Origin of the sequence: Nocardia sp. NPDC058497, assembly GCF_042720195.1 — a bacterium.
Lineage (GTDB): Bacteria > Actinomycetota > Actinomycetes > Mycobacteriales > Mycobacteriaceae > Nocardia.
Map to the genome: position 1 here is coordinate 1 of NZ_JBHXMY010000336.1, position 6698 is coordinate 6698.

The window sequence follows — 6698 nt, forward strand, 5'->3', positions numbered from 1 at the left end:
GCGGGGGCCCGGGGGGGGGGCCCGGGCCCCCACCACTCACCCCCACCCCCCCCGCTCCGGGGGGGGGCGCCCCCCCCCCCCCCCCCCCGCGCCGAGGCCAGACGGTGCGACGAGATATCGGCGTGCTCGAACGCACCCCGGTCGACTCTGTCGAAGTGTTCGAGCAGGTCGGCGACAGTGGCCGCCGCGTCGACGCGAGTGCGCAGCACGAGGATGTCCTCGGCCTCGGGCCCGGGCTGTTCGGTGCGAGCGACCGGAGTGCCGATCGCGACATCATCGACACGGCCGAGGCGCGCGACAAGCATCGACACCGCCGCGTGCAGGACGACGAACGAATCGACATCCTGTTCGGCGGCCAGCGTGACCACGGCCCGATGCAGCTCGGTGTCGACCGAGAACTCGACCGACGATCGCTCACCCGCCGTCGGAGTCGGGCGGGAACCGTCTGTGGGCAGGTCCGGTAGTGCCGACAGCCCGCCAAGAGCCGACTTCCAATAGTCCAATACCGCCGTGTCCCGGTATCGGCGTTCCGCCGCACGCGCGCTGGCGCGGTGAATGAGATTGAGCGGTGTGTCCGGATCCGCGGTGACGAACTCGTCGAGGAGTTCCACGATCTGTGTGCACTGCTCGCGCACTTCGTCCTCGCGATACCGATTCGGGTTGGCGCGAAATTCGATCGTGGTCCGTGTCGGGGTACCGCTGCGATACACACTGATCAGGCGGTCTCCGACCGGTCCGCGGGAGAGCGCATGCAGAGAACCGGTGGCCGTTTCCAGTCTCAGTTCCTGGTCGAAGAGCATCACATTGACCAGCGGCACGGAAAATCGTGACACGGTGTCACCCGTGGAGCGTCGGATGTCCTCGATCCCACAGCCCTGATGGCGTAGCGCACCGAGCAGCTCGAGCTGCATCCGGCCGATCACCTCGCCGAGGGGTTCGTCGGGATCAATCCGTATCCGCAGCGGCACGACATTGACCAGCATGCCGGCCGACCGCTTCAATTGTGCGGTTGTTCGAGCCGACACCGGAATGTTGACCAGCACTTCGTGGCTTCCCGATTGCCGGGAGAAGTAGCAGGCGAAGGCCGCGAGCACCACCACCGTCAGGTTCGCGCGCAGGGACTCGGATCCGTCCAGGTGTTCGTCGGCTGTCCGCGACAAGGCGGCAACCTCGGTGAGGCAACGAGCAGCCGGGGCAACGTCGGCGTTCAGGCTCGACGCCGGCATATCACGCATTCGCTGCGCCCAGTAGTCACGATCGACGGTGAAACGATGCGAGGCGCGGTACTGCTGATCCTTGTCGTAGAGGGTGCGCAGACCCGTGGACGGTCGGCCACCGGCCTCGCGGCCGGCGACCGCGGCCGAGTACAACTCGGCCCCCCGGTTCATCAAGATCATCGCGCCATAGCCGTCCAGCACAATGTGGTGGGCTTTGACATAAATCCGGAAGTCGGATTCGCTGACGTAGAGGATCGCGATCTTGCACAGGCGATCGACCACAGGATCCATCGGTAGTTCGACGTCCCGGTGAAGCCACTCGCCGACAGCGGACAGCGGGTCACCCTCGTCGCGAAAGTCCAGCACCTCCGTGTGAAACTCGAGCCCTCGATCGACGATCTGGAACGGCTGCCCATCGACCTCGATCAGACGCAGGTAGACGGTCTCGAACTCACGAGCCGCCGCGTCGATTGCGGCCCGCAACAGATCTAAATCCAATGCTCCGTGGAATTTCACGTATTGGGCAATGACGAAAGGGATTTCGGGTGTGAGTTGCTGCGCCATCCAGATCCCGTACTGCGCGGGCGACAGCGGAAACGCTTCAGGAGGAATCCTGTCGGAAACGTCCGGATTTGCAAGGCGGTGTCCGGTGGTGACGACCATATCGGCGTCTCGAGAATGCGTGCTCGGATTCGAATCAGGGATCTTCATGGGGAGCTTCCCGCAGTCGGTGCAGCCTCGCGGCCTACACGTCGGGATCCGTTCGTGGGCGCGGCGATCGCGCTTGCGGACCAGGTGGGGCGAAGACCGGGGATCCGGCACCCGGAATCTCGCGCGCCGTCGGTTCTATGCCGAGCGTGCCAGTGCAGACGGGGGACAGATCAGCCACGACGGGACAACACGTTTCAGACCTCGAGCATGCTGCCGGACGGCCCGCAGTGCAGAAGCGAAACCACCCCTGCTCTCCGCCGGGTTTTCGATCGGTGCGCGAGGGACGTCGTCGACGTGGCGGCCATGGCTATGCTCCCTTCCGCCAGCGCTCCCGTTGGGCCGCGGCGGCTGATGTACGGCACCAGTGGCGCTCGAGGGCGCTCAGGGCTCCGGATCAAGCATGTGCGGCGCCGGGTGCGACCTTCTTTCGTGTGACGCACGCCCGAATATGGTGCGCGCCGACACATTGCAAACCCGGCGCGGCGAGCTGATCAGCCTCTTCTCAGCATAGGCACCCGCTGCGCACGTGGCAATGCTCCAGATTCGTCCTGACCCGAAGTTTCACCGACCGAAGTCGCCCATATTGATCCGGCGTGACGCCAAGATTCGCCGATAAGCGGTGCCCGATTTCGCCCCTCCAGCCACCGGTATTCCGGCGGGTAGCGCAGACCCCGACGGTCCGAATCCCAGCCGGGATTCGGACCTTTGTCGGGATTTCTCTAGACCGTGAAGCCGAGGGCACGCAGCTGTTCGCGGCCATCCTCGGTGATCTTGTCCGGGCCCCACGGGGGCATCCAAACCCAGTTGATCTTCAGGTCCTCGACCAGTCCGCTGCGCACCAGGGCGTTGCGGGACTGGTCCTCGATGACATCGGTCAGCGGACAGGCCGCCGAGGTGAGCGTCATGTCGAGGGTGGCGATGTTCGCGTCGTCGACGGACATGCCGTAGACCAGACCGAGGTCGACGACATTGATACCGAGCTCGGGGTCGACCACGTCGCGCATGGCCTCTTCGAGATTCTCGAGGTGCTCGAGCTGCTCGGGTGTCAGCTCCACCTCGGGAGCCGCGGCTTCGGTGGCTTCGACGGCCGGTGTCTCACTCATCACGCTTCCCCATTTCCCATGGCAGGCTTGGCATCTTCGGCCGAGGCGATCTGCACGACGGCGTCCTTGAACGCCATCCACCCCAGCAGTGCGCACTTCACGCGCGCCGGGTACTTGGCGACGCCCGCGAGTGCGATGCCGTCGCCGATCATGTCCTCGTCGCCCTCGACGGTGCCGCGGCTCGAGATCATCTCGCTGTAGGAGTCGACCACCTTCAGCGCCTGCTGCACCGGCAGGCCGATCACCTGATCGGTGAGGATCGAGGTGGCGGCCTGGCTGATCGAGCAGCCCTGACCGTCGTAGGAGACATCGGCGATCTCGCCGGCGCCGTCGATGGTCACCCGCAGGGTCACCTCGTCACCACAGGTCGGGTTCACGTGGTGCACTTCGGCACCGAACGGCTCCCGCAGCCCGCGGTGATGCGGGTGTTTGTAATGGTCCAGGATCACTTCCTGGTACATCTGCTCCATGCGCATGGTTTATGCAACTCCGAAGAAGTTCTGAGCCTTCCGCACGGCCTGCACCAGCGCGTCGACCTCGTCGAGGGTGTTGTACACGGCGAACGACGCCCGCGCGGTGGCGGCGACACCGAACTTGCGGTGCAGCGGCCAGGCGCAGTGGTGCCCGACCCGGATGGCGACACCCTGGTCGTCGAGGATCTGGCCCACGTCGTGGGCGTGGATGCCGTCGACCACGAACGCCACCGCGCCACCGCGGTCCACGTTCTCGGTCGGCCCGACGATCCGCACGCCGTCGATCCCGCGCAGCCCGTCGAGCGCGGCGCCGGTGAGCGCGTGCTCATGGGCGGCGACCGCGTCCATGCCGAGGTCTTCGAGGTAGCGCACCGCGGCGGCCAGCCCGACGACCTGCGAGGTCATCGGTGTGCCCGCCTCGAAGCGCTGCGGCGGCGGCGCGTAGGTGGTCTTCTCCATGGTGACGGTCTCGATCATCGACCCACCGGTGATGAACGGCGGGGTCTCCTCGAGCAGAACCCGACGACCCCACAGTCCGCCCACACCCATCGGGCCGAGCATCTTGTGGCCCGAGAACGCGGCGAAGTCGACGCCGAGCTCACGGAAGTTCACCGCCATGTGCGGCACCGACTGGCAGGCGTCGAGCACGACGAGCGCGCCGACTTCCTTTGCCCGGCGCACCAATTCGGCCACCGGGGCCACCGCGCCGGTCACATTCGACTGGTGGGTGAACGCGAGAACCTTGGTCGCGGGCGACAGTTCGAGCGAATCCAGGTCGATGCGGCCGTCGTCGGTGATGCCGTACCACTTGAGCGTGGCGCCGGTGCGGCGCGCGAGTTCCTGCCACGGAACGAGATTCGCGTGGTGCTCGAGCTCGGTGATCACGATCTCGTCGCCCGGGCCCACCTTGTGGGGGAACCGGTCGTCGCCGAACGCGTTGGCCACCAGGTTCAGCGACTCGGTCGCGTTCTTGGTGAACACGATCTCCCCGGCCTCGGCGCCGACGAAGCGCGCGATGGCGACGCGCGCGTCCTCGTAGGAGTCGGTCGCCTCCTCCGCCAGCTGGTGCGCACCGCGGTGCACCGCCGAGTTGCGGGTGAGCAGGAAGTCGCGCTCGGCGTCCAGCACCTGCAGCGGACGCTGCGCGGTCGCACCGGAATCCAGGTACACCAACGGTTTCCCGTCCCGGACCGTGCGGTTCAGGATCGGGAAGTCGGCCCGGATCCGGGCGACGTCGAGGGCGGGCACCGTCGCGGTCATGTCAGGCTCCAGCGGTCGCGGACGTGAAGCGCACGTAGCCGTTCGCGTCGAGTTCCTCGGCCAGCTCGGAGCCGCCCTCGGCGACGATCTTGCCGTTGACGAACACGTGCACGAAGTCGGGCTGGATGTAGCGCAGGATGCGGGTGTAGTGCGTGATCAGCAGCACGCCGCCGTTCTCGCGCTCCTTGTAGCGGTTGACGCCCTCGGAGACGATGCGCAGCGCGTCGACGTCGAGGCCGGAGTCGGTCTCGTCGAGGATCGCGATCTTCGGCTTGAGCAGACCCAGCTGCAGGACCTCATGGCGCTTCTTCTCGCCACCGGAGAAGCCCTCGTTCACGCTGCGGTCGGCGAAGGCCGCGTCGATGTCGAGCTCCTTCATCGACTCCTTCACCTCCTTGACCCAGGTGCGCAGCTTGGGCGCCTCGCCGCGCACGGCGGTGGCGGCGGTCCGCAGGAAGTTCGACATCGAGACGCCGGGGACCTCGACCGGGTACTGCATGGCCAGGAACAGGCCGGCGCGAGCGCGCTCGTCGACCGACATCTCCAGCACGTCCTCACCGTCGAGGGTGATGGTGCCCTGGGTGACGGTGTACTTCGGGTGGCCCGCGATCACGTAGGACAGCGTCGACTTGCCCGAGCCGTTGGGGCCCATGATGGCGTGGGTCTCGCCGGAGCGCACGGTCAGGTTGACGCCGTTGAGGATCTTCTTGGACTCACCCTCGGGGGTGGTGATCTCGGCGTGCAGGTCCTTGATTTCCAAGGTGGTCATCGAATTCGAATTCCTTCGTGGGGAGTAAGTGTGGTGTCAGATACCGACAGTGGCGAGCTCGGCCTCGATGGCCGCCTCCAGCCGCTCCCGGACCTCGGGGACCGCGATCTTCTGGATGATCTCGTGGAAGAAGCCACGCACCACCAGGCGGCGGGCAACCTCTTCCGGAATGCCGCGAGCACGCAGGTAGAACAGCTGCTCGTCGTCGAAACGGCCGGTGGCGCTGGCGTGTCCGGCGCCGGCGATCTCGCCGGTCTCGATCTCCAGGTTCGGCACCGAGTCGGCGCGCGCGCCGTCGGTGAGCACCAGGTTGCGGTTGGCCTCGTAGGTGTCGGTGCCCTCGGCGGCCGCGCGAATCAGCACGTCGCCGACCCACACGGTGCGGGCATCGCCCTTGGGCGAGGCCGGATCACCCTGCAGCGCACCCTTGTACAGCACGTTGGACTTGCAGTTGGGCTCCGAGTGGTCGACCAGCAGGCGCTGCTCGAAGTGCTGGCCCGCGTCGGCGAAGTACAGGCCGAACAGCTCGGCCTCGCCGCCGGGACCGGCGTAGCGCACGGTGCCGGTGAGGCGAACCAGGTCGCCGCCGAGGGTGGCGGCGAAGTGCCGCACGGTGGCGTCGCGACCCAGCATCACGTGATGCGCGGTGGCGTGCACGGCGTCGGAGGCCCATTCCTGGACGGCGACGACGGTCAGCTTGGCGCTGTCACCCAGCACGAATTCGACGTTCTCGGCGTAGGTTCCGCTGCCGCGCTGGTCGAGGACCACGGTGGCGACGGCGAAGTTGTCCAGGCGCACCTGCAGGTGACCGTAGGCGGTCTTGCCCTCGCCCGGACCGGTGATGGTCACGGTGATCGGGTCGGAGACCTCGGTCTCCTTGCCGACGGTGATCACGGTCGCCGACTCGAAGCCCGAATATGCCTGGGCGGCAACACGATCCGCGGGGGTACCGGCCTGGCCGAGGCGGGCGTCGGTGCGGTCCACCGTTTCCACGGTGACACCGGCGACCTCGCTCACCTCGACGGTCGCCTGACCGTCACGCACGGCGGAGCCGTCGTGCAGGCCGCGCAGGCGGCGCAGCGGGGTGAAGCTCCAGGCCTCGTAACGTCCCTACTTGAACTCTAAATTGTCGACAAATAACGAATTGAAGACATCTCCCTTGTTG

General features: G+C 66.8%; 5 protein-coding genes and 1 pseudogene. All 6 read right to left on the bottom strand.

The window, feature by feature from the left end:
- The coding region (locus tag ACFWPJ_RS21020; RefSeq protein ID WP_378853781.1) for a condensation domain-containing protein at positions 1–1781 on the bottom strand (1781 nt) is incomplete at its 3' end.
- Positions 1782–2647: 866 nt separating this feature from the next.
- The gene (locus ACFWPJ_RS21025; protein ID WP_378853782.1) at positions 2648–3031 is read right to left on the bottom strand and encodes a metal-sulfur cluster assembly factor; all 384 of its coding nucleotides are present in this window, start codon (positions 3029–3031) and stop codon (positions 2648–2650) included.
- Complete coding sequence (gene sufU / locus ACFWPJ_RS21030) at positions 3031–3507, bottom strand: Fe-S cluster assembly sulfur transfer protein SufU (RefSeq protein WP_378853784.1); 477 nt, start codon at positions 3505–3507, stop codon at positions 3031–3033. The genes ACFWPJ_RS21025 and sufU overlap by 1 nt, the downstream gene beginning before the upstream one ends.
- A gap of 3 nt (positions 3508–3510) precedes the next feature.
- A complete protein-coding gene (locus tag ACFWPJ_RS21035) occupies positions 3511–4764 on the bottom strand; it encodes a cysteine desulfurase (RefSeq protein ID WP_378853786.1) in 1254 nt (417 codons plus the stop codon).
- A 1-nt stretch (position 4765) separates the two neighbouring features.
- On the bottom strand, positions 4766–5533 hold the full coding sequence (gene sufC / locus ACFWPJ_RS21040) for a Fe-S cluster assembly ATPase SufC (protein ID WP_378853788.1): 768 nt from the start codon (positions 5531–5533) through the stop codon (positions 4766–4768).
- 36 nt (positions 5534–5569) lie between these two features.
- Positions 5570–6698, bottom strand: a pseudogene (sufD, locus tag ACFWPJ_RS21045) (Fe-S cluster assembly protein SufD); the annotation flags it as partial.